Here is a 21875-nt window from a genome sequence, read left to right as displayed (position 1 = left end):
ACTAGCAAGACGGAGCCGGATAATCCCAGCTGTTCGAAATCGGGTTGAACTGCTGCTGTACTTGCACCTCCAACTGACACCCGTTCTTGTACTTGACTACACAGCTGCCATTGGTGCACTTCGATGTACACTCAAGGTGGCTTGTTCGGGGGCGGCAGTCCGAAGGCGGCTGGAGTTTCTGCGCAACTGGTTTGGCCAAGTAGCCCTTACGATCTTCCCAAAACGGAATTTCTTTGTCTTGGCAATTACCGTAATTCTTCGTACAGCTTTGGTAGGCAGCGTCAATCGCATCTTGTGCCGAGTCATGTCCCATCGACCAGCTGCAACCTCCTTCAGCGCAGACCATTGCACCAAATCCAGGACCTATTGCGCGCGCTACGGTCTTGCATTGCTTAGCTAGATCGGCAATACCGCGCTGACGTGCAGTTACTCTGCAGCCCTCAAGCGCATCATTATCAGCCTCTTTCTGTGACGCATAATTGGATGAACTGAACCACGACTTGGCTGGCTGTTGCTCAATCAAAGCAATGGATGTATGTCCGCTAGCACCGGTGGCCATGGCTGCGAACACGGCGAACATGAGAAGTTTTATATTTTTCATTTTTTGAGATCAGGCCTTTCGGATAATGTATATCGAGCCAAGGCCGGCAAGCCAGGCAGTGCTTTATTCAACTCAGGCAGAGAGGCCAATATGAAGTCGTTGGCCTTCTTGTCGGTTTTTGCCAGCACGGCCAAATGCTCGACTACTTGAGGCATCCACGGCGGCATCTTGTCAGCCGGAGTCTCAAGCATGTCGCCTGCAGCGAAGAACGTGTGCAGGTCTACCTGGAGCTTGCCGAAGAATGGTTTGCGGGGCGAGGGATTACCGGCACGCAGGATCGCTTCCGGTTCCTGGCCTTTGCAGACTTTACGGTTCACCACAACGACATAGCCGGCGATCTTGTCGGGTTCTGGTGGGAGGATGACAGTCTCGTCGCCGCGGCGCACTTCCAGCGGCCAGGTGCGCGCATAGGGCGCTAAAACACCTTTGAAAGAGCACTTTCCGTTGCCGTCTTCTCGCCAGTATTCGCGGTGCAACTGAAGCTCGACGTAGGCGTCTCTTTCCAGCGGCACCGGTGTCTCGTCGGTGGGATACAACGTGATGCCAGAAAACAGCGTGACAGCCAAGTAGATTCCGTTCAGAACATCGAGCATGACTTAGACAGAAATGCTTGGGTGCAGTTGATGTAGCAGCCGAATGGATTGCATGGCCACGTGCTCATTGAGCATTCTCTGTCCCATGAATCCAGCCAACGCTGCGCTTAGGTAGAACGCGAATGCTTGCGGATCGCCCTCGGCGTTTTCGAGCGCCATGGCCAGAGCTTCATTCAGCTGCAGCATGCTCCTGTCGTTCTGAACTTCCTGAGGTTCGCTCGCATCGAGTGCACCAGGCGAAACCGAAAACTCGAGTCCCTTTTCAGTCAACTCGATGCTCTCAAACGCTAATGACGCTGCCAATTTCCCAGCGTTCAGGTCATGCGAAAAAAGCGGCGTGCGCTTGACCTCAATCAAGAGCCCTTTCAACTCCAACTGCGGCGTGCTCTTTGACAGGCCGGTCACCGCGTAGAAATTTTCAAGTGACATAACGTGGCGTTGCGCAGGTTGATTTGAACGTGCATGCTTGACAGCAGCGCGCAAGGTCGCCAAAGCCCCAGGTGAAAGTTCATTGATGTCGAGTTCATACGTATTCATCTGCTCTCCACAAAAAACGCAGTTTTTAGATTCATTACACGACCAGGCCCAGTTAGCCGACTCCAGCTTGCCACTTTCACACACTTAGGCGATGCGACTACTATGAGTGTCATTTCTAAATATAGCATTTCCCAGAAGAAAATGACACTCATATCGTGTCGTCTTATATAGGGCGGCTCCCTACTATCCTCGTATTTGGGCGTCAATATGAGGACACAGGAAGAGGCCGAAATTTGCTTGGCCTTCGGTAGGCACCTTGCTCAATTGCGCAAAGGATTGGGTTGGTCGCAAGAGAAGCTGGCACTTGAGAGCGGCATTGCCAGAAGCTATATAGGGGACGTGGAGCGGGGAATTCGGAACATTGCGCTCGTGAACATTTGTCGGATCGCTGACACCCTGGGAATAAGCCCAGCTGTATTGATGCAGTTCAGAGAGTCCCTAGGAACCTGACAGGTACAAATCCAATATCTTCGATCTGTGCGGCGGCCAGTCCGTGTAGAAAGTTTTGGGCACGCTCAGCTACCTATCAGGCAACTGCCAATACTTCCGGCAAGAACGCCCAGGGTAAACTCGGGCGAAGCAACGGCGCCGTTGAAACATAAACGGCCGACGGCCGCCTGGTTGTCGTTGGTGACTGGTCCTGCGTCACCGCCGCATATCTTCGATAGATACCATAGGCAGCCCATCCCCCTTGAGAAGGCCGCCCAAGCTCGACAAGCTTCGACTCTTCACCCGCATGATGACTGTGCCGTCGTCGAGCAGCGATAACGCCAAGCTGGAGCCGGCTGTCAAACCAAGTGCAGCACGCAGCTTTTTAGGTAGCGTGATCCGCCCCCCTAGAAGTTACTGTCACTGTTGTCGTCATCGCTTCCCCTTTCAATGCGGCGAGCCTATGCCAGAAGCCTCGCTCAATTCGACCAAAAACTATCACGAATTGCCAATGGCAATGAAAAGGATGCCTAGCTTCCGCGACTGGTCATACCTGTTGATGATGACTCCACGACGCCACCACTTACCATCAAACCATCAATACACCAGATTGACCTTTCGCGGCCGTCCACGCTTCCGTCGAAGAGTCTCTGCGAGGCTATCATTAGGCATCGAGAACTTGATTCGACGGTGCAGCTCGTCCTCGTCCCACAACAGGATGCCTCCAAGCTTCCGGGGTTCAGGAATCACGCGCTGCTGCATATAGGTAGTGATCGTGCGCACGGACACTCGCAACACATTTGCCACTTCTTGCTTCGTAAGATACACCGGCTTTCCTTCCAAAGTACAGTATAGGATGAAAAGCCGGCATGACGATCTACAACTGCGGAGCCATATTGGCCGCAGCAGGATTGACCGCGAGTTTAGCTGCCATTAAGGACGAATTTAAGCGAAGGTAATGCTTTTGCAGGGTACGGATGTCAGTGTGTCCAGAGAACCCAGCAGCGACTTCGTGAATGCTCAGTTGACACAGCTCAACCAAGCGGCTGATTGCTTCGCGCCGGCAATCATGAAGTCGTGCGTCGAAAATCTTGGCCTTATCAGCTGCTTTTCGCCATCCCTGGCTCACACTGGAAGCAGGCATCCCAAAGATGAGCCCCTTTGTCTGCGGTCCCATGTCTTGGAGTAGCTTCAGAGCACCAGGTAGCAGCGGTATTTCCCGCTCTACTACTTTCGTCTTCCGCATACTATGGGGCTTTCGCAGTCGAACAACTTTTCTGACCCAATCGACGTCTTCCCAATTCAACGAGGCTACTTCGCCCCGCCGCAGCGAGGTCAAAACGGCCATAAGGATGCTCGCCTTCAAGGGAGCATCTGAAATGCTGTCAAAGATCATCACCAACTCAGCGTCGGAGACTCGGCGGCTCCGCGGGTCTGCTTCGGCAGGCAAGTGCATCTCCATAAGATAATGCGCCTTCCACCAAGCCCCATAAATCCGGGACCGGCCGTCACGCCCAAGGTACTTTGTCACGGAGCGGCGTAATAAGCTAAGTTCATGTCGAACGGATTGCGTGCTGACTGGATGAACAGCGAGCGCAGGCACTTCTTTGCCTGCCAGCTTGCGCGCATACCTCTGCTGTTTGCTCAACGGTTTCGCGCCCCCTACGCCTGACATTGTCTCGGCACGCCTAGGGTCTCGGCCAGAGCCTAGCTTCCCAGCCAAGCGATCATCCACCCACCGATCAATGAAGCTCTGGTCCAACTGATCCAGATTGCGCTCACCAAACCATTGTCGGAGATTCACCAAGCGAGATTTTTCCGAACTCTTACCGCTAAGTTTAGGCAGGTCGTGCTTCTCGTAAGAGTCCAGCACATCGGCCATCTTGATTGGCGGCGGCGCACTGAGCGAGTAAGGAACCCCGTATGCGGTCGCCGACGACGGAACCGATGCTGGAGAGCTAACAGCCGAAACAGGGACGCCGACGTTATCTCGGATATCCAAGAAGGTCTGCCGGCGCTGTCGAGCCCACCGCCAGCCTTCGTCTTCGGTACTAAACGTTCCGCTATCCTTCTGCTTCTCGACGGTGACTTTGAAGCGGAAAGAGCCGCTGCGCTCTTCGACGTGGATATACTGCTCAGAACGACGTTTTTGCTTTTTTGACATGAGTAACTCCGTGAGTTAGGAGTTACCGTATAGGATGGCGTAAGCCCGATCTGACGCGAATTCAGGAAATATTTGTGGTTTTTTTTCCCAAAAAATTTTCCCAAATATTTTCCCAAAACTTGACCAAACCGCCTTCACACGGGGAAAACACCCTGGCAAAGTGCATGTTTGCTGGTGCGGCTGACTGGGATCGAACCAGTGACCCTTGGCTTCGGAGGCCAATACTCTATCCACTGAGCTACAGCCGCGACAGGGGGATACACGAATGTGTGCCGTAGCATACCGTTTTTATCGTACCCCGTCCATCCGCCAGTGTCGTTTTAAACAAGTTTGCGTTTCCTTCGGGGCATTCTTGTGTCTATAATCATTCGTTTGGTGAATGTTTTACAAGGTAGCTGCTTTTCCGTCTTTGCGCCACCCGGCTAGAAATTTGTCAGTTAAGGAAATCATGAGCGACGCACACAACGAACACGAATCCGCCATCAGAACGCCGAAACAACTGGTTGCAGCCGTTGTCGGCTTCTTCGCAGTTACGATCATCGGCATCATCCTGCTGGTCCAGTTTGTCACCACCGATAAGTTGACCGGGGCCGGCTCCAACAGCCAGGCGCCGGAAGAGATCGCCTCCCGCATCGCCCCGGTCGCCAACGATGGCTACACGCTGAAGGACGCCAACGCGCCGAAAGTGTTGCAAACCGGCGAAGCCATCTACAACTCCACCTGCGTCGCCTGCCATGGCGCCGGCGTAGCGGGCGCACCGAAGTTCGGCGACGCGGCCGCCTGGAGCGCGCGTATCGCCCAAGGTTACGACACCGTCGTCAAGCACGCGCTGGAAGGCCTGCGCGCCATGCCGGCCAAAGGCGGCAATCCTGATCTGGACGACGTGGAAGTGGCGCGTGCCGTGGTCTACCTGGCCAACAATTCGGGCGGCAAGTTCAAGGAACCGGCAGTGCCGGCGCCGGCCGCACCTGCTGCTGCAGCGCCAGCCGCCGCCGAGCCACCGAAATAATCGGTCTCAGCCCCAAGTAAAAACCGGCCTGCGCGGCCGGTTTTTTTATTTGCAAAGCCCGTAAGCTTTGCGGTCGTCGAAATGGCGGTAGGTGAAGGTGCGCATCGGGTATTTGTGCAGGCCGATCTCGAAGGCAGGCGGCGTGACATCGAAGCGCGCCGGCAGCTTCTCGGTCACGCGCAGGCGCACGCGCCAGATGGTTTCCTCGCCGGTCGCGCCGGCGATCAGCATATCGGGCACTTTGGGAATGGCTTCGACGATTTCGGCCGGCGAATTGGTGGTGCGCTGGTAGAAGGTCACCAGCTGCGCCTTGGCCAGCACCGGGCCCTTAGGGGCGGTCACGTTGAAGTCACGGCTCAGGAACAAGGCACGCTCGCCGCGCGGCACCAGGTAGACAAAGGTGAACTCCGCGCCACCGCCCGGCAGCGTCACCGGCGGCGTGGTCGACACGCTGATCCCGCGCGGCAAATCATAGCGCGAACCATCCTGCCAGCTGGCACACTCCGGCGTGGCCGCCATGTACACATCGACAGGGGTAAAGGACTCGCCGCAGGCACTGAGCAGCATGGGCAAGGCGAGCAGGGATGCGATGTAGCGCAAGGACATGATGTCAGGTTCTTGAAATTGGAAGCCGTTAGTTTACTCTGAAATGATGGCAGCGCTTACCGTTTTGAGGAGAATCACCATGCCAACCATAGATATCGACGACGATGTGAAACTGAGCAAGGCCGCACACTTCCTCAACGTGACACCGGAATACCTGTTGCGCCTGCTAGAAGAGGGAAAGGTCAGCTTGAACAATCTCGCCGCATATAAGGCCGAACAGCGGCGCATTTCTGAACAAGCGCTCCAGCAGCTCGTAGATCAGGCACAGGAGCTAGACATGGGGTACTGATGGCAGCTACTCGCGAAATTGTGGTGTTGGACGCATGCGTACTCTATCCCGCCCCCTTGCGCGATCTGTTGCTTAGCTTGGCTTCGGCAGGCTTGTATCAAGCACGTTGGACCTACATGATCCAAGCTGAGTGGATCACTAATCTGTTATTACACCGCCCAGATCTCCAACCTGAAGCCTTGGCCCGCACTGCGGAATTAATGAATCACGCTGTTGAAAACAGCTTGGTCAACGACTTTGAAGACTTGATAGATTCAATAGTGCTGCGCGATCCTAAAGACAGGCACGTCGTAGCGGCGGCAATCCGTAGCCAGGCCGATTCAATTGTGACCTTCAACACCAAGGATTTCCCGCAGCAGGGAAAAATCAAGATACTGCATCCAGACGACTTCTGCTGCTCACTGTATGTACGTGATCGACAACTCACTCTCGATACCGTGCGAACGCTGCGTCGCCGTCTTAGGCGCCCGGCCAAAACAGCGCAGGAACTGATTGCAACTTACGAGCGCCAAGGACTACTCAGAATGAGCGCCCTCCTGCGTAACGACATCAAACAGCTTTGACGAAAAAAAGGCCGCATTGCTGCGGCCTTTCGTTGCTGTGTCAGCGCATTACCACATGATTACGCGGTCTTTTGGCGCCAGGTACATCTTGTCGCCTTCCTTGATGCCGAAAGCGTCGTAGAAGCCCGGCTGGTTGCGCATGGTGCCGTTGGCGCGGTACTGGCCTGGCGAGTGCGGGTCGGTCTTGATCTGCTGGATCTGCGCCGCTTCACGCATCTTCATGCGCCATACTTGTGCGAAGCCCATGTAGAAGCGCTGGTCGCCGGTCAGGCCGTCGATCACCGGCGCTTTCTTGCCCTTCAGGGACAGCTTGTAGGCTTTGTAAGCAATCGCCACACCGCTGTTGTCGGCGATGTTCTCGCCCAGGGTCAGTTCGCCGTTGACGTGGTAGCCAGGCAGGGGGCTGAACTGGTTGTACTGCTCCACCAGCATCTTGGTCTTGGCCGCGAAGTTCTTGTGGTCGTCCTTGGTCCACCAGTCGCGCAGGTTGCCGTCGCCGTCGTACTGGGCGCCCTGGTCGTCGAAGCCGTGGCTGATTTCGTGGCCGATCACGCCGCCGATGGCGCCGTAGTTGACCGCGTCATCCGCGTCCGCGTTGAAGAACGGCGCCTGCAGGATCGCTGCCGGGAACACGATTTCGTTCATCTCCGGGTTGTAGTAGGCGTTGACGGTTTGCGGCGTCATGCCCCATTCGTCGCGGTCGATCGGTTTGCCCAGCTTGTTCAGTTCCTTGTTGTAGTCGAACTGGTGCGAGCGGATCACGTTGCCCACCAGGTCGTCCTTGCTGATGCTCAGCTTGGAGTAGTCGCGCCACTTGTTCGGGTAACCGATCTTGTAGGTGAACTTGGCCAGCTTGGCTTGCGCCTGCTTCTTGGTGACCGGGGTCATCCAGTCCAGCTTGTCGATGCTGGTCTTGTACGATGCCAGCAGGTTCTTCACCAGCGCTTCCATGCGCGCCTTGCGCTCGGCCGGGAAGTGCTCGCCCACGTACAGCTTGCCGACGGCTTCGCCCAGCGCGCCTTCGGTCACGGTGACGCCGCGCTTCCAGCGTGGACGCTGCTCGGTCACGCCGCTCAGCACGGTGCCGTAGAAGGCGAAGTTCTCATCCACGAAGGCTTTGCTCAGGTACGGCGCATGCGCGCGCACCAGTTGCCATTGGAAGTAGGCTTTCAGGGTGTCCAGCGGCGTGCTTTCCAGCAGCGCGGTCATGCCCTTCAGGTAGCTCGGCTGGCTGACGATGACGTAGTTGACCTTGCCGGCCACGCCGGCGTCGGTCAGGTAGGCGTTCCAGTCGTAGCCTGGCGCCATGTCGCCCAGCTTGGCGATGTCGACCTTGTTGTAGGCCTTGATCGGGTCGCGCAGTTCGACCTTGGTCCATTGCAGCTTGGCCAGTTCTTTTTCAAACGCAATGACGGCGCGCGCAGTGGCGGCGCCTTGCGCATCGCCTGCCAGCGTCAGCATCTTGCCGACGTGCTGCTCGTACTTGGCCAGCGTGTCGGCCAGCTTGGCGTCGTCCGCTTTCAGGTAGTAGTCGCGGTCCGGCAGGCCCAGGCCGTCCTGGTAGATGTCGGCCACGTACTTGGTCGAATCCTTGTTGTCCTGGTGGATGCCGTAGTTGTACGGTGCGCTCACGCCGATCTGGTTGAAGTGCGAGATCAGTACCGGCAGCTGTTTCTTGTCGCTCAGTGCGGCGACCTTGGCCAGTTCCGCGTTCAGCGGGGTCAGGCCCAGTTGTTCGAGCTTGGCTTCATCCATGAAGCTGGCGTAGAAGTCGCCGATGCGTTGCGCTTCAGGGCCGCCGGCCTTGTTGCTGGCGGCGCCTTCGATGATGGCGCGCAGCTGCGGCTGGATGTCGTCGCGCAGTTTGGCGAAGCTGCCCCAGCTCGATTTGTCGGCCGGGATTTCAGTCGTGGCCAGCCACTTGCCGTTCATGTGGCTGAACAGGTCGTCCTGCACGCGCACGGCCGGGTCGATGTATTCGACGGCGATGCCGGAAGCAGGCTTGCTTGCTACTTTGGCGCTGGCGGGCGCGGCGCTTTTGGCGCTGTCCGCAGCACCGGCCAAACCTGCGATCAGGCTCAGCATCAATGCACTTACGAGATGACGTTTCACGAGGATTTCCTTCTATGTTTAATGGAAGGCCCATTGCTCAAATGGGCGAGGCACTACTTTACTACATCACCACATGATGACGCGGTCTTTGGGCGCAAGATACATCTTGTCGCCCGGTTTCACGCCGAAGGCTTCATAGAAGCCCGGCTGGTTGCGCACCGTGCCGTTGGCGCGGAACTGGTCCGGCGAATGCGGATCGCTTTTCAGGTACACGATCTGCTGCGCGTCGCGGATCTTGCTGCGCCATACCTGGCCGAAGCCCATGTAGAAGCGCTGCTCCCCAGTCAGGCCGTCGATCACCGGCGCCGGCTTGCCGCCCAGCGACAGCAGATAGGCCTTGTAGGCGATCGCCATGCCGCTGTTGTCGGCGATGTTCTCGCCCAAGGTCAGCTCGCCGTTGACGAAGTAGCCCTTTACCGGGCTGTAGCCGTTGTACTGCTTGACCAGCATTTGGGTCTTGGCTGCGAAGTTTTTATGGTCGGACTTGGTCCACCAGTCGCGCAGGTTGCCGTCGCCGTCGTACTGCGCGCCCTGGTCATCGAAGCCGTGGCTGATCTCATGACCGATCACCGCGCCGATGGCGCCGTAATTGACCGCGTCGTCCGCATCCGCGTCGAAGAACGGCGGCTGCAGGATCACGGCCGGGAACACGATCTCGTTCAACTCCGGGTTGTAATACGCGTTCACCGTTTGCGGCGTCATGCCCCACTCGTCGCGGTCGATCGGCTTGCCCAGCTTGTTGACTTCCTTGGCGTATTCAAACGCGCGCGAGCGCTGCACATTGCCGGCCAGGTCATCCTTGGCCACCGCCAGCGCGCTGTAGTCGCGCCACTTGTTCGGATAACCGATCTTGGTGGTGAACTTGGCCAGCTTGGCTTGCGCCTGCTGCTTGGTTTCCGGGCTCATCCAGTCCAGCGTCTCGATGCTTTGGCCGAAGGCGGCCAGCAGGTTCTTCACCAACGCTTCCATGCGCGCCTTGCGCTCGGCCGGGAAGTGCTGTTCGACGTAGAGCTTGCCCAGCGCTTCGCCGAGGCCGGCATCGGTGGCGTTGACGGCGCGCTTCCAGCGCGGTTCCTGTTCGTTCACGCCGCTCAACACCTTGCCGTAGAAGGCGAAGTTCTCCTGCGCGAAATCCTTGGCCAGGTAAGACGCGTTGGCGTGCAGCACCTGCCACTGGAAGTAAGCCTTCCAGGTCGCCAGCGGTGTCTTGTTCAGCAGCTTGTCGATGCCGGTGATGAAGCTCGGCTGGCTGACGATCACATAGTCGACCTTGCCGCCGATGCCGGTGTCGTTCAGCCAAGTGGTCCAGTCGAAGCCCGGCGCCAGCTTGGGCAGCTTGGCCAGCGGCACCTTGTTGTAGGCCTTGACCGGATCGCGCAGCGCAACCTTGGTCCACTGCAGCCTGGCGATCTGCGTTTCCAGCGCCACGATGGCCTTGGCGTCAGCCGCCGCGTTGGTGTTGCCGGCCAGGGTCAGCATTTTGGCCACGTGCTGTTCGTACTTCGCCAGCGTGTCGGCCAGTTTTTTATCCGACTTCTTCAGGTAGTAATCGCGGTCCGGCAGGCTCAGGCCGTCCTGGTAAAGGTCGGCCACGTATTTGGTCGAATCCTTGTTGTCCTGGTGAATGGCAAAGCTGAACGGTACGGTGTAGCCGTAGCGGCTGAAGTGCGCCATCAGGCCGGGAATCAGCTTCTTGTCGCTGAGCGCGGCCACGCGGTCGAAGTCGGCCTTCAGCGGCGCCAGGCGCACTTCTTCCAGCTTGGCTTCATCCATGTAGCTGGCGAAGAAATCACCGATGCGCTGGGGGTCGGTGCCCGGTTTTTTATTCGGGTCGGCGGCGGCCGCTTCGATGATGGCGCGCAGCTGCGGCTTGGTGTCGTCGTCCAACTTTTCAAACGAGCCCCAGCTCGACTTGTCGGAGGGGATGTCGGTCTTGGCCAGCCACTTGCCGTTCAGGTTGAGGAAGAAATTGTCCTGCGGACGCACGGCGCTATCGATGTTGCCGATATCCACGCCCGAGGTTTTCGGTTCTGCATGCACGCCGGCCGAAGCCAGCAACGCCAGCATCAGGGCGCTTACAAGATGAGCTTTCAAGTCACTATCTCCGGTTGTATAGGCGAGTCTGGGAACAATAGCAAAAAAGCCACGCGGGGTGGCTTTTTTAGAGGAGATAAACGCTTACCAGATGATCACGCGCTGTTCCGGCGCAACATACAGCTTGTCGCCCGGTTTCACGTCGAAGGCTTCGTAGAAGCCGGGCTGGTTGACCACCGGGCCGTTGGTGCGGAAGCGGCCCGGCGAGTGCGGATCGGTCTTGATCTGCACCAGTTGCTGTTCTTCGCGCATCTTCACGCGCCAGATCTGGCCGAAGCCCATGAAGAAACGCTGGTCGCCGGTGAAGCCGTCGATCACCGGCGCGGTCTTGCCGGCCATGGCGATCTTGTAAGCCTTGTAGGCGATGGCCGAACCGCTGTTGTCGCCGATGTTCTCGCCCAAGGTCAGCGCGCCGTTGACGGTGTAGCCCGGCAGCGGGCTGTAGCTGTTGTACTGCTTGACCAGCGCGTCGGCCTTGGCCTTGAAGTTGGCGCGGTCTTCCTTGGTCCACCAGTCGCGCAGGTTGCCGTCGCCGTCGGACTGGCTGCCGCCGTCGTCGAAGCCGTGGCCGATCTCGTGGCCGATGACCGAGCCGATGGCGCCGTAGTTGACCGCATCGTCGGCGCGGGCGTCGAAGAACGGCGGCTGCAGGATCGCGGCCGGGAACACGATCTCGTTCATGGTCGAGTTGTAGTAGGCGTTGATCGTTTGCGGCGTCATGTTCCACTCTTCGCGGTCGATCGGCTTGCCCAGCTTGGCGACCATGCGCTGGTGCTTGTAGTACTCGGCGCGCAGCACATTGCCCAGCAAGTCGTTCTTGACGATGGCCAGGGTGCTGTAGTCGCGCCACTTGCTCGGGTAGCCGATCTTCGGACGGAACTTGGCCAGCTTGGCCTGCGCTTCCACCTTGGTGGCCGGGCTCATCCAGTCCAGGTTGTCGATGCTGACCTTGAAGGCGGCCAATACGTTCTTCACCAACTCATCCATGCGGGCCTTGCGCTCGGGCGGGAAGTATTCCGCCACGTACAGCTTGCCCAGCGCTTCGCCCAGGCTCGCTTCCACCAGGCCCACGGCCGACTTCCAGCGCGGCGGCTTGACGGCCACGCCGGTCAACACGGTGCTGTAGAAATCGAAATTGGCGTCGGCGAAGTCTTTCGACAGGTAAGGCGATGCCTGGCGCAGCAACTGCCATTCAAGGTAAGACTTCCAGGTGGCCAGGTCGGTCTTTTCCAGCACGGCAGTGAAGCCGGTCAGGTAGCTTGGCTGGTTGACGATGACGTAGTCGGTCTTGTTGGCCACGCCGGTGGCGGCCAGCGCATGGCCCCAGTCGAAGCCCGGCGCCAGTTCGGCCAGCTGCTTGATCGGCATCTTGTTGTAGCGCTTGACCGGGTCGCGGTTCTCGACCTTGGTCCATTGCACTTCGGCCAGCGCGGTTTCCAGCGCGACGATTTTCTTGGCGTTGGCGTAGGCGTTGCGGTCGCCGGACAGGGTCAGGATTTTGCCGATGTGCAGCTCGTACTTGGCCAGCGCGCCGGCCATCTTGGCGTCGTCTTTTTTCAGGTAGTAATCGCGGTCCGGCAAGCCCAGGCCGCTCTGGCCGAGGTAGACCGCGTAGCGGGTCGATTCGCGCGCATCCTGGCGCACGCTGACGCCGTAAGGCGTGGCCACGCCGATCTGGGCCAGATGCGCGAACAGAATCGGCAAGCCCTTCTTGTCCTTCAACGCGCGGATGCGGTTCAGTTCACCGGTGACCGGACGGATGCCCAGCTCATTGAGCTTGTCCTCGTTCATGAAGCTGGCGTACAGGTCGGCGATTTTCTGCGGCTCGGTGCCGGTCTTGGCCTTCTCCGCCTCGGCCTTCTCGATCAGGCCGCGCAGCTGCGGCAGCGTGTCGTCGCGCAGCTTGGCGAAGGTGCCCCAGCTCGATTTGTCGCCCGGGATTTCGGTGGTCTTGAGCCAGTTGCCGTTCAGGTAGGTGAAGAAGTCATCCTGCGGACGCACGCTGGTGTCCATATTGGGAATGTCGATGCCCGAGATCGGCTCGGCCGCAGTGGCGAAGACGGTCATCAGGCTCAGGGTCAATGCGGTCAGCAGGCGTGGTTTCACAGCGTGTCCTTATGGTGGAACTTGGTCTAAGCGGGAATTCTACCGCCCTACCGTTCTCCCAACCTGCTTTTTACTTTACGATACAAGGACCCAACCCGGGGCTCAACCGCCACCTCCCGGCAGGTTGACGTTGACGCCGCCGGCGCCCACGCCGACACCCATACCGCCGCCGCCCATGCCGCCGCGTCCACCCTTGCCGCCGCGATGTTCGCCGCCCTCTTCCTTGCGTTCCGGACGGGGGCTGCCGCCGCCGTTATCCTGCACGCGCAACAATTGTTCGCTCACCAGGCGCACTACGGCCTGGCGCTGGCCTTCGGTCAGGGCGTCGTTCAAGGTCAGCCACCACTCGCGCAGTTGCTTCTCTTCGGCCGCGCCCTGAGTGGTTTCCTCATCCATGAGTTTGCCCAGCTCGCGCAGCTCGGCGTTGGCGTCCTTGGCGCCGGCCAGGGCGGCCGCCTGCAGCCGGTCGCGGCGGACCTTGCGGTCGGCCAGCAGCTTGCGGGTGCGCGACTCGGTCTGCGACCACAGGGTTTGCTGATTGGCGTTCAGGTTCAGCGATTTTTTCAGCTCGGCCGCCATCGGTAGATAATCCTCGGCGTGCATCTCGGCCACCGGTACGGCGATAGCCGACGCCATCAGGGCCGACAAAGCCAGCGCCGCGCTGATGCGGCGCAAGGCGAACGAAGGGGGAAAGGACAAGAATCGCATGGCTGCTCCGTAGATAAAAAAAAGCCAGCGCTTGGGGCGCTGGCGAAAAACCACTTCAGGGTAGAGAGAAATACGAGCTCAGTGTAGGACGCGAATTTGCCGCTTACAGGTCTTCTTACAAATACTTACTGTCGTGAACGCCGAGGACACACCGCATACAAAACAGCAAACTTAGCGTTTCACCAAGCGGGCATTGGCGCGCTTTGAAAGTCAACGCGAAGCGTTGTAAAACCTCGTAAAGGTATAAATCATTTCGTGACGGCTACTACGTTTGCCAGAAATCAGGTTTATACTCGTTTCATGCAGGCTGCACATCCGCAGCGGCTAGCTTAGACAGGTGAAACATGGGCAAGAAACTAAAGAATTCCGGTCTGGTCGGACTGGGCGTGGTGGCAGGTGTCGCGATCTCGCTACAATTCTCCGCCATGGCGCAAAAGCCGATGGACCCGCCGCTGCCGCTGGAAGAACTGCGCCAGCTGGCCGATGTGTTCGGGCTCATCAAGTCCGATTACGTCGAACCCGTGGAAGACAAGAAGCTGCTGACCGAGGCCATTTCCGGCATGGTGGCGTCGCTCGATCCGCATTCCGCCTACCTGGACAAGAAAGCCTACGCCGAGCTGCGCGAAGGCTCGCAGGGCAAGTTCGTCGGCCTGGGCATTGAAATCGGCCAGAACGAAGACGGCTACATCAAGATCGTCGCGCCGATCGAGGATTCGCCGGCCTGGCGCGCCGGCATCAAGCCGGGCGACCTGATCAGCCGTCTCGACAGCACGCCGGTCAAAGGCATGTCGCTGGACGACTCGATCAAGAAAATGCGCGGCGAGCCGAACAGCAAGGTCAGCCTGACCGTGCTGCGCAAGGGCGAGGCCGAGCCGCTGGTGTTCAACATCACGCGCGAGGAAATCCACCAGAAAAGCGTGAAGGGCAAGCTGGTCGAGCCGGGTTACGCCTGGGTGCGCATCTCGCAATTCCAGGAACCGACCGTGGACGACATGACGGCCAAGATCGTCGAACTGTACAAGCAAGACCCGAATATCAAGGGCCTGGTGCTGGACTTGCGCAACGATCCGGGTGGCGTGCTGCAGGGCGCCATCGGCGTGGCGGCGGCCTTCCTGCCCAAGGATGCGCCTATCGTCTCGACCAACGGCCAGTTGCCCGATCAAAAACAGATCTTCTACGGCCGTCCCGAATACTACGCGCTGCGCAACGAAAGCGACGCGCTGGCCAAGCTGCCGGCGGCCATCAAGCGGGTGCCGATGGTGGTGCTGGTCAACACCGGTTCGGCCTCGGCCTCGGAGATCGTCGCCGGCGCGCTGCAGGACTACAAGCGGGCCGAGATCATCGGCACGCAAACCTTCGGCAAGGGCTCGGTGCAAACCATCCGCCAGCTGACGGCCGACACCGCCGTCAAACTGACCACGGCGCGCTACTACACGCCGAACGGCCGCTCGATCCAGGCCAAGGGCATCACGCCGGACGTGCAGGTGGATGAATACGCCGACGGCGACGGCCTGAACGCCCTGCGCACGCGCGAAGCCGACCTGGCCAAGCACCTGAGCAACGACCGCGAGCAGGAAGGCGAGAAATCCAAGCGCGACGAGCTGGAAGAACAGCTGCGCATCGTAGCGCTGGAGAAAAAACGCACGCCGCTGGAATACGGCAGCGGCGAAGACTTCCAGCTGCAACAAGCGCTAAACCACCTCAAGGGCCTGCCGGTGCAACTGGCCAAACCGGCCACCACGGTGGTCTCGGTCGATACCGGCATGAAGAAGGATCTGGCGAAAAAATAAGCTTTTCGCTTTAAAACCGGGGTCAGGTCCTCCATTGCTACACGGCCTCTACCGTAGGCGCGCCTACGGTAGAGGCCGTGTAGCAATGGAGGACCTGACCCCGGTTTTTTTATTTTCGCCTAACGTGCAGTCATTGTGTAGAATTTGCCTCATTACTGGCTACGGCCATTGCCCAATTTGAAAGTTTAATCATGAAACAAGCCGTCATCAGCGGTACCGGCCTCTACACGCCGTCGCAGTCGATTTCCAACGAAGAACTGGTCGAGTGCTTCAATGCCTACGTTGAAATGTTCAACGCCGAAAACGCCGGCGCCATCGCCGAAGGCAGCGTGACGGCGCTGGAGCCGTCCAGCGTCGCCTTCATCGAGAAGGCCTCGGGCATCAAGTCGCGCTATGTGATGGAAAAGGCCGGCATCCTGGACCCGAAACGCATGGTGTCGCATATTCCTGAACGCGCGGACGAGGAACTGTCGCTGCAGGCCGAGATCTGCGTCGCCGCCGCCCAGCAGGCCATGGACCGCGCCGGCAAAACCGCCGCCGATATCGACATGGTGCTGGTGGCCTGCTCGAACATGCAGCGCGGCTATCCGGCCATGGCGGTGGAAGTGCAAGGCGCACTGGGCATCGACGGCTACGGCTTCGACATGAACGTGGCCTGCTCCTCGGCCACCTTCGGCATCCAGCAGGCGGTGGCGGCGGTGCAAAGCGGCCAGGCGCGCGCGGTGCTGGTGCTGAATCCGGAAATCACCTCGGGCCACCTGAACTGGCGCGACCGCGACAGCCACTTCATCTTCGGCGACGCCTGCACGGCGATCGTGATCGAAGCGGCCGACACGGCCAAGGGCGCGCACCGCTGGGAGATCCTCGACACCAAGCTGAAAACCAGCTTCTCCAACAACATCCGCAACAACTTCGGCTTCCTGAACCGCTTCGACGAAGCCGGCGTCGGCCAGGCCGACAAGCTGTTCCGCCAGCAGGGCCGCAAAGTGTTCAAGGACGTGTGCCCGATGGCCGCCGAAATGATCAAGGACACCGTGACCAACGCCGGCCTGGAAGTGCCGCAGATCAGCCGCTTCTGGCTGCACCAGGCCAACCTGAACATGAACCTGCTGATCAGCCGCATGGTGCTGGGCCGTGACGCCGAGCCGGGCGAAGCGCCAGTGATCCTGGACGAATACGCCAACACCTCGTCGGCCGGTTCCGTGATCGCCTTCCACAAGCACTCCGAAGACATGGCCCCCGGCCAACTGGGCGTCATCTGCTCCTTCGGCGCCGGCTACTCGATCGGCTGTGTGGTGGTGAAGCGGATTTAAGGCCAAAGCCATGATCACCGTTACCTTATCGGACGAACTGGAAGCGGCGGTCCTCACCGCCGCCAGCCGCAGAGGGTTGTCTGTCGATGACTATCTGGCGGTGATCTGCAAGGAAGCGTTGTCGCTGGAACTCGACCGCGAGCGCTTGCAGTCTTATCTCGACGGTGCGCCCGGCGTATCGCAGGAGCGCGCCGACGCCTGGCTGTCTGACCTGGCCGCCGGGAAGTGGAGCGAATGCCCGCGCTGATCTGGCATCCGGACGCGCTGGCCGATGTCGCCAGACTCCACCAATTCCTCGCTCAAAGCAGCCCTGCCGCAGCCCGTCGTGGCGCTGCAGCCATCATCGAGACAGCCAATAAAATCATCAAGAATCCCCGCCTTGGCGCACCACGCGCCGAGTTTCGCGAATGGCCGGCCAAATTCGGCAAACGCGCCTATGTGCTGCGCTACTTCATTCTGGCCAACGGCGACGTCCTGATTATTCGCGTATGGCATAGCCGGGAGCAGAGATCAACCTAGCCTCAGCATAAACGTTTCGCAAAGGAGCATGTATGAATGACCGAGGTCTCTTGGATTTCATCTCGTTCGAGGGAAGCATTGCTCGTGGCGATCATCAAACCTCTCTGCGATTTCGAGTCCGAATTGCGGAGAATGGTGAGGTCGAGTTCGAATTTGAATCCATCCCTATCAAGAACGACACAATTTTCATTCTTCGCGAATGGGATTCAGATCGTAAGGGTCTCAGTAAATTTTCTCTAACAGGACTATCGACCGACGGAATCCGGTTTTCAACGGAAGATCTCTATTTTGACTCGTTGAATCATTCTAGTGACCTGAGTACTGGAGACAGTATGAAGCCTGCTGCCTCGTGTATGACTTCGCAATTTCATCGCAGACTCGCCAGAGCTGCCGAGCTTCCCTGCTACGTCATGCGGCTAAAAGGATTTCAGAACTTCAATCAACTTACTGGAGAATGTTCGCTTGGCATCATCACGATGAATGGGCCATCTAAACTCCTTCATCCTGATACTCTTTCAGGAACAATACAAATTCATGCTGCCACAATGCCAGCAGACTTAAAGGCTTGGCGGAAGGAAGTTGATGAGTTGTTTGAACATATTCGGAGAGTGATGTCCTTTGCCTCTGCGGTTGTACTTCACTCTCCAGTATGCGAGTACTTTTATGGTCAAGAACTCGAAGTCAGCACTTGGTCCCAAGTAAAGCAGTCTCCAGCTTCGATGAGGATCATCCATTTTCTCCACCAGACACCAATTTTTTTGGCAGCTGTAAATTCCCATTTTTCACCTCCTATCAAGATAAAAAATCTCTTCCATGCAATCGAGTGGTTCACGATGGACGTGACTTACAACGAAGTTCGATTGATAAACGCCATGACAGTACTAGAAAATTTGGTGGCATCAAACCTCGATGACGATGCCACCTTCATCACGGAACCAAAAGAATTTAAAAAGACAAAAGAGGTGCTGCGAAAGGTTATTCGAGCATGCGTTGAGCAATGGCCAAGTGCAAATAATGCGGCTGCTTCAGAAGTGGTTAAGGAGTTGAACGAGCGACTCAACGATCTGAATCGCCGCTCGATTTTCAATAAATTGACGCTTTTAATTAGGCAGTGGTCCATTCCTCTGGAAGGGATCACAGAGGAACAAATAAAAGACGCAAAGAAAGCCAGAGATTTAATAGTACATAGAGGACACTACGCTACTGACAAGGACGATGAGTTGTGGGAACACGTGACCATTATTCGTGAACTCGTAGTACGCTTTCTCTTCACTGCAATCGGGTACAACGGACCGTACATCTCTCTTGTAGGTGGGCTGCATCATACCGTATTCCCCCCACCCACCTCCCCGGACAGTAATGCCTAGAGTTAGCACGCTTGTTTCCTCTTCGGCTGCGTGTGCGGCCGATATGTTTCTACGTGTCGAGCGTCAAGGTTACACGGGCAAGAAACGCAGGTCCTTCAGGCCGATGGTCGGAAGGATGGCGCGCAGATAGGGTTCCAGGAAGTCCGGTTGGCGGGCGCGGTCGCCGGTGCGGGGGCCGCCGGAGCTGATGGCGATGTAGACCGGACGGTCGGCCAGTGTGCCGATCTTGCCTTCGGGCGTGGCGTTGAACGTTACGCCGATGCGCACCACGTGGTCCAGCCACGCTTTCAGTACCGACGGCACCGTGAAGTTGTGCATCGGCGTGGCGATGACCACCGCGTCCGCCGCCTTCAGTTCCTCGATCAGCAAATCCGACCATGCCAGCGACGACAGCCCTTGTGCATGCGCCGCGCCGCCCGGCAGCCGCGCCAGGGTGTTGGAGTACAGGCTGTCCACATGCGGCAGCGGTTCGGCGCATAAATCACGCGACACTAGCTGTGTGGATGGATACTGTTGGCGCAATTGCGCCAGCGCCTGCAGCGACAGGCGATAGCTGCTCGACTCTTCTCCGCGCGCACTGGCGCTGATGTGTAAGATTTTTTTCATGTCAGCGCTTTCCCAAAACGCAGTGCACCGGGCAGCAGGCCTTCGCGGAAGTAGAAGCGCTGCGCCAGCACGTTGGTCAATCCGGTGTCGAGCACCAGCCGCGCGCATTGCGCTTCCTGCGCGAACACGGTCAGTTTTTCCAGCAGCAGCGCGCCCCAACGCCGGCTGCGATGCGCTTCCGCCGACACCAGGTCATCCACGTACAGGAAGCGGCCATACACCGTGTTCTCCTGGTAGCGATAGCCGGCTAGCGCCACCACTTCATCCTTGTCCCACACCGCCAGTATGCGGTAATTCTGCTCGCGTTGACGCATCACCTGCGCCACAAACGCATCTTCCGACACCAGGTGCGGACGCAGTTCCTTCATCACCGAATAACAGGCGCGCAGCTCCTGCTCGGTCTCTACGATTTTCATGGTTAGTCCTCTCAAAACGCCATCGTAGGCCGACAATGGCATAATCCCCAGAGCCATAAAAAGACTTTTGGAGTAGTCCATGGATTTTCTGCAGCTGGACACCAGCGCCGCCGAGCCGCTGTACCGCCAGATCTACACCCGCTTCCGCAGCGCGATCGCGGAGGGCCTGCTGCAGCCGGGCGACCGCATCCCCGCCGCGCGCGCACTGGCGCTGGAGCTGGGCCTGGCGCGCGGCACCGTGGAATCGGCCTATGCCCTGCTGACGGCGGAAGGCTACGTGGAAGCGCGCGGCCAGGCCGGCACCGTAGTCACGGCGGCATTGGCGCAGCGGGCGCCGGTTTCACCCGCAGCAGCGGCCAAGCCGGCGGCAAGACCAACGCCGGCGCACGACAACCTGGGCGAGGCCGCCTCCTCCACCAGGCCGTTCCAGATGGGCATACCGGCGCTGGACGCCTTCCCGCGCAAAGTGTGGGCGCGGCTGGCGGCACGCGCCGTGCGCGCCACGCAGCCGCAGGACATGATCTATCCGCCATGGGCCGGCCTGCCCGACCTGCGCATCGCCATTGCCGCGTATTTGAAGCTGTCGCGCGGGATCGACTGCACGCCGTCGCAGGTGTTCATCACCAACGGCTACCGCAACAGCATGGAACTGGTCACGCGCGCCCTGCTCAAGCCGGGCGACGGCGTGTGGGTCGAAGATCCCGGCTATCCGCCCACCAGCGAGTTGCTCAAGGAAGCCGGCATGAAGGCGCAGCCGGTATCGGTGGATGGCGAGGGCTTGATGGTCTCGCACGGCATCGCCACCGCGCCGCGCGCAAAAGCCGCCATCGTCACGCCGGCCCACCAAAGCCCACTGTGCGTATCGCTCTCGCTGCCGCGCCGCTTGGCCTTGCTGGACTGGGCATCGCAAGCCGGCGCCTGGATCGTGGAGGACGACTACGACGGCGAGTACCGCTACGTCAGCCGCCCGCTGCCGGCGCTGCAAAGCCTGGACCGCGACGGCCGCGTGCTGTACTCCGGCACCTTCAGCAAGGTGCTGTTCCCAGCGATCCGGCTAGCCTACCTGGTGGTGCCGCCGGCGCAGGTGCAGCGCTTCGAGGAAGTCACCCGCATCCTCTCCGCCAGCGGCCCGACGCTGATGCAGGCCATCGTGACCGACTTCATGAACGAAGGCCATTTCGCCCGTCACATCCAGCGCATGCGCCGGCTGTACGCCGAGCGTCGCCAGCTCACGGCGGACGGCCTGACGGCGGTGCTGGGCAAGCATATGCAGGTCGATCCGCAACCGGGCGGTATGCACCTGGTGCTGCGCATGAAGGGCTACCACACCGACCGCGCACTGACGGCGCGCATGCGCGCGAACGGCATGTCGGCGCTGGCGCTGTCCGAACGCGGCGTGCTGCCGCATCCCGGCTCCGCGCTGCTGCTGGCCTTCACCAACGTCGACACCCCGGCGCGCGCGCAGGAGCTGGGCCGGCGCATCCTGAAAATCATGGCCTAGTCCAAATCACCATTCATGGCTCTTCTTCCATGGTCCATGTGAGCGCACAATAATCCCATCGTAACCCACCAAGGAAATCATCATGAGCAAGCGTCTGGAAGTATTCAAATTGGCCCCGAACGCCTACAAGGGCTTTGGCGCGGTGAAGGACTATGTGACCTCGGCCCTGCCGGGCGAGCTGCTGGAACTGGTCTACCTGCGCGTTTCGCAAATCAACGGCTGCGCCTACTGCATCGACATGCACACCCGCAGCCTGGTGAAGAGCGGCGTGCGCATCGACAAAGTGGCGCTGGTGCCGGTATGGGAAGAAGCCGTCGCCCTGTTCAGCGACAAGGAACGCGCCGCCCTGGCCTGGGCCGAAGTGGTCACCCGCGTCGAACAAAGCAAGGTGCCGGACGCCGACTATCAGCAAGCCCTGGCCGTGTTGGGCGAACAGGAACTGGCCGACGTCACCGTAGCCGTGGCGCTGATGAACGCCTTCAACCGCTTCGGCGTAGCCCTGCGCATGCAGCCCGCGGCCTTGTCGCTTTAAGGAAGACGCTTTAAGGAAAA

The 21875-nt window shown here is 59.1% G+C and carries 23 protein-coding genes and 1 tRNA gene; 11 read left to right on the top strand and 13 right to left on the bottom strand.

What is annotated here, in order from left to right; translation table 11 throughout:
* Window position 1 precedes the first annotated feature (1 nt).
* Genes ACXZ1M_RS14340 through ACXZ1M_RS14330 form a run of 3 tightly spaced genes read right to left on the bottom strand, consistent with a single transcriptional unit; the run spans window position 2 to window position 1731 of the window.
* The gene (locus ACXZ1M_RS14340; RefSeq protein WP_459053796.1) at window positions 2–601 is read right to left on the bottom strand and encodes a hypothetical protein; all 600 of its coding nucleotides are present in this window, start codon (window positions 599–601) and stop codon (window positions 2–4) included.
* The gene (locus tag ACXZ1M_RS14335; protein WP_459053795.1) at window positions 598–1194 is read right to left on the bottom strand and encodes a hypothetical protein; all 597 of its coding nucleotides are present in this window, start codon (window positions 1192–1194) and stop codon (window positions 598–600) included. The genes ACXZ1M_RS14340 and ACXZ1M_RS14335 overlap by 4 nt, the downstream gene beginning before the upstream one ends.
* A gap of 3 nt (window positions 1195–1197) precedes the next feature.
* Window positions 1198–1731, bottom strand: a complete 534-nt coding sequence (locus ACXZ1M_RS14330) for a hypothetical protein (RefSeq protein WP_459053794.1) — start codon at window positions 1729–1731, stop codon at window positions 1198–1200.
* Between the two features lie 207 nt (window positions 1732–1938).
* Here ACXZ1M_RS14330 and ACXZ1M_RS14325 point away from each other — a divergent pair, with 207 nt between their 5' ends.
* Window positions 1939–2181 carry a helix-turn-helix domain-containing protein gene (locus ACXZ1M_RS14325; RefSeq protein ID WP_459053793.1) on the top strand — a complete coding sequence of 81 codons (243 nt, stop codon included), beginning with the start codon at window positions 1939–1941 and terminating at the stop codon, window positions 2179–2181.
* 195 nt (window positions 2182–2376) lie between these two features.
* Here ACXZ1M_RS14325 and ACXZ1M_RS14320 read toward each other — a convergent pair whose 3' ends face one another.
* From ACXZ1M_RS14320 to ACXZ1M_RS14310, 3 genes are all read right to left on the bottom strand, one after another.
* On the bottom strand, window positions 2377–2559 hold the full coding sequence (locus ACXZ1M_RS14320; protein WP_459054020.1) for an AbrB/MazE/SpoVT family DNA-binding domain-containing protein: 183 nt from the start codon (window positions 2557–2559) through the stop codon (window positions 2377–2379).
* A 478-nt stretch (window positions 2560–3037) separates the two neighbouring features.
* The gene (locus ACXZ1M_RS14315; protein ID WP_459053792.1) at window positions 3038–4324 is read right to left on the bottom strand and encodes a site-specific integrase; all 1287 of its coding nucleotides are present in this window, start codon (window positions 4322–4324) and stop codon (window positions 3038–3040) included.
* Window positions 4325–4496: 172 nt separating this feature from the next.
* Window positions 4497–4572 (bottom strand) — tRNA-Arg (locus ACXZ1M_RS14310).
* A 200-nt stretch (window positions 4573–4772) separates the two neighbouring features.
* On the opposite strand from ACXZ1M_RS14310, the gene ACXZ1M_RS14305 reads away from it, so the two are divergent.
* Window positions 4773–5333, top strand: a complete 561-nt coding sequence (locus ACXZ1M_RS14305; RefSeq protein ID WP_459053791.1) for a c-type cytochrome — start codon at window positions 4773–4775, stop codon at window positions 5331–5333.
* Between the two features lie 45 nt (window positions 5334–5378).
* Here ACXZ1M_RS14305 and ACXZ1M_RS14300 read toward each other — a convergent pair whose 3' ends face one another.
* Window positions 5379–5939 (bottom strand): hypothetical protein, encoded by a 561-nt coding sequence (locus ACXZ1M_RS14300; protein ID WP_459053790.1) that lies wholly within the window; start codon window positions 5937–5939, stop codon window positions 5379–5381.
* A 79-nt stretch (window positions 5940–6018) separates the two neighbouring features.
* Here ACXZ1M_RS14300 and ACXZ1M_RS14295 point away from each other — a divergent pair, with 79 nt between their 5' ends.
* Both ACXZ1M_RS14295 and ACXZ1M_RS14290 read left to right on the top strand, forming a co-directional pair.
* Window positions 6019–6228, top strand: a complete 210-nt coding sequence (locus tag ACXZ1M_RS14295) for a hypothetical protein (RefSeq protein WP_459053789.1) — start codon at window positions 6019–6021, stop codon at window positions 6226–6228.
* A complete protein-coding gene (locus ACXZ1M_RS14290; protein WP_459053788.1) occupies window positions 6228–6791 on the top strand; it encodes a PIN domain-containing protein in 564 nt (187 codons plus the stop codon). Before ACXZ1M_RS14295 ends, ACXZ1M_RS14290 begins: the two co-directional genes overlap by 1 nt.
* Before the next feature lie 48 nt (window positions 6792–6839).
* Here ACXZ1M_RS14290 and ACXZ1M_RS14285 read toward each other — a convergent pair whose 3' ends face one another.
* The 4 genes from ACXZ1M_RS14285 to ACXZ1M_RS14270 all read right to left on the bottom strand — a co-directional run bounded on the left by ACXZ1M_RS14285 (window position 6840) and on the right by ACXZ1M_RS14270 (window position 13811).
* Entirely contained in the window at window positions 6840–8876 is a 2037-nt protein-coding gene (locus ACXZ1M_RS14285) for a M13 family metallopeptidase (RefSeq protein WP_459054019.1), read from the bottom strand.
* 93 nt (window positions 8877–8969) lie between these two features.
* Complete coding sequence (locus tag ACXZ1M_RS14280) at window positions 8970–10970, bottom strand: M13 family metallopeptidase (RefSeq protein ID WP_459054018.1); 2001 nt, start codon at window positions 10968–10970, stop codon at window positions 8970–8972.
* A gap of 111 nt (window positions 10971–11081) precedes the next feature.
* A complete protein-coding gene (locus ACXZ1M_RS14275; RefSeq protein WP_459054017.1) occupies window positions 11082–13064 on the bottom strand; it encodes a M13 family metallopeptidase in 1983 nt (660 codons plus the stop codon).
* Between the two features lie 141 nt (window positions 13065–13205).
* Complete coding sequence (locus tag ACXZ1M_RS14270; protein WP_459053787.1) at window positions 13206–13811, bottom strand: hypothetical protein; 606 nt, start codon at window positions 13809–13811, stop codon at window positions 13206–13208.
* Between the two features lie 344 nt (window positions 13812–14155).
* Here ACXZ1M_RS14270 and ACXZ1M_RS14265 point away from each other — a divergent pair, with 344 nt between their 5' ends.
* From ACXZ1M_RS14265 to ACXZ1M_RS14245, 5 genes are all read left to right on the top strand, one after another.
* Window positions 14156–15601: a S41 family peptidase gene (locus ACXZ1M_RS14265; RefSeq protein ID WP_459053786.1), complete on the top strand. Its 1446-nt coding sequence runs from the start codon at window positions 14156–14158 to the stop codon at window positions 15599–15601.
* A gap of 191 nt (window positions 15602–15792) precedes the next feature.
* The gene (locus ACXZ1M_RS14260; RefSeq protein WP_459053785.1) at window positions 15793–16914 is read left to right on the top strand and encodes a beta-ketoacyl-ACP synthase III; all 1122 of its coding nucleotides are present in this window, start codon (window positions 15793–15795) and stop codon (window positions 16912–16914) included.
* Between the two features lie 10 nt (window positions 16915–16924).
* Window positions 16925–17161, top strand: a complete 237-nt coding sequence (locus tag ACXZ1M_RS14255; protein WP_459053784.1) for a hypothetical protein — start codon at window positions 16925–16927, stop codon at window positions 17159–17161.
* Window positions 17149–17433: a type II toxin-antitoxin system RelE/ParE family toxin gene (locus tag ACXZ1M_RS14250; RefSeq protein WP_459053783.1), complete on the top strand. Its 285-nt coding sequence runs from the start codon at window positions 17149–17151 to the stop codon at window positions 17431–17433. The genes ACXZ1M_RS14255 and ACXZ1M_RS14250 overlap by 13 nt, the downstream gene beginning before the upstream one ends.
* Window positions 17434–17465: 32 nt before the next feature.
* Window positions 17466–18800 (top strand): hypothetical protein, encoded by a 1335-nt coding sequence (locus ACXZ1M_RS14245; protein WP_459053782.1) that lies wholly within the window; start codon window positions 17466–17468, stop codon window positions 18798–18800.
* Window positions 18801–18869: 69 nt separating this feature from the next.
* Here ACXZ1M_RS14245 and ACXZ1M_RS14240 read toward each other — a convergent pair whose 3' ends face one another.
* On the bottom strand, window positions 18870–19406 hold the full coding sequence (locus ACXZ1M_RS14240; protein WP_459053781.1) for an FMN-dependent NADH-azoreductase: 537 nt from the start codon (window positions 19404–19406) through the stop codon (window positions 18870–18872).
* Complete coding sequence (locus ACXZ1M_RS14235) at window positions 19403–19822, bottom strand: GNAT family N-acetyltransferase (RefSeq protein ID WP_459053780.1); 420 nt, start codon at window positions 19820–19822, stop codon at window positions 19403–19405. Before ACXZ1M_RS14235 ends, ACXZ1M_RS14240 begins: the two co-directional genes overlap by 4 nt.
* 79 nt (window positions 19823–19901) lie before the next feature.
* Between ACXZ1M_RS14235 and pdxR the strand changes: the two genes are divergently transcribed.
* Window positions 19902–21323 (top strand): MocR-like pyridoxine biosynthesis transcription factor PdxR, encoded by a 1422-nt coding sequence (gene pdxR, locus ACXZ1M_RS14230; protein WP_459053779.1) that lies wholly within the window; start codon window positions 19902–19904, stop codon window positions 21321–21323.
* Window positions 21324–21405: 82 nt separating this feature from the next.
* Window positions 21406–21855 carry a carboxymuconolactone decarboxylase family protein gene (locus ACXZ1M_RS14225; protein ID WP_459053778.1) on the top strand — a complete coding sequence of 150 codons (450 nt, stop codon included), beginning with the start codon at window positions 21406–21408 and terminating at the stop codon, window positions 21853–21855.
* Window positions 21856–21875 lie beyond the last annotated feature (20 nt).

The organism is Duganella paludis, from assembly GCF_054461335.1.
The sequence above is the reverse complement of the archived record's forward strand: the minus strand, read 5'-3'. Positions and strand labels throughout refer to the sequence as shown.